The organism is Microvirga tunisiensis, assembly GCF_009296175.1.
GTDB classification, from domain to species: Bacteria; Pseudomonadota; Alphaproteobacteria; order Rhizobiales; family Beijerinckiaceae; genus Microvirga; species Microvirga tunisiensis.
This window is the reverse complement of the sequence record NZ_VOSK01000913.1, coordinates 1-756: the sequence shown is the minus strand read 5'-3', so window position 1 is coordinate 756 and position 756 is coordinate 1. Positions and strand designations below refer to the sequence as shown.

Sequence of the window (756 nt, the reverse complement as noted above, 5' to 3'; positions counted from 1 at the left end):
AGTGTCATTCTGGAGCTATCTTGGCGATAGACTGGGAATTGCTGATGCGCCAGCCGTCCCGCGCCTGGCAGATCTGGTCAGCGACCGCTGCTCCTTAGCGTGATCGCCAACGGTTTTGCCCCTATTACTGGAATTGGACACGGAACTGATCACCGTGTCGATTCCAGCTCCGGCAACCTCATTCACCACATCTCCGCTATGATTGACGTAGTAGGTGTCGTTGCCTGCTCCGCCGCTCATCGTATCGGCCCCGGAGGTGCCGGTGACCTCGTTGTCACCGGCATCCCCATTCAGGATCGGGCCTGGTGCCGACAGAAGATTGTGATCGCTTGCGTGAACCTTAGCCCCGCTGGAGACGCGGAAGCTTTCGGAGTAGCTCCCGTCGGTGACTGTCCAGGTACCGTTCCCGACATAGGATAGGATCGCCTGACTGGAGAAGCCGACGAATTCAATTCGGTCGCCTGCCAGCGCGTCGTTGCCGGTAAAATCGGCAATCGTGTCGCCCTGGAACTCACCCTTGCGGAGGATGAACACATCGTCGCCCGCACCGCCCGCCAACGAGTCCACTCCCGCGCCACCGTCGAGCGTGTCATTGCCGTCAAGGCCATACAGCTTGTTGTCCTGAGCATTCTGATGTTCGTTGTCAATGAGCTTGGACGTGGGAGTGCGATCCCAGGGCGGGAGCCGGGTGTGGCAGGATGGAGCGATTGCGCAGGGCTGGCGGCAGAGCCGTCAAGACGACGGTTGAGCAAACTC

Annotated in this window: 1 protein-coding gene; it reads right to left on the bottom strand. The window is 59.9% G+C overall.

Going from position 1 to position 756, the window contains the following annotated elements; genetic code table 11:
* Positions 1–15 precede the first annotated feature (15 nt).
* Positions 16–648 (bottom strand): calcium-binding protein, encoded by a 633-nt coding sequence (locus tag FS320_RS45735; protein ID WP_338105717.1) that lies wholly within the window; start codon positions 646–648, stop codon positions 16–18.
* Positions 649–756 lie beyond the last annotated feature (108 nt).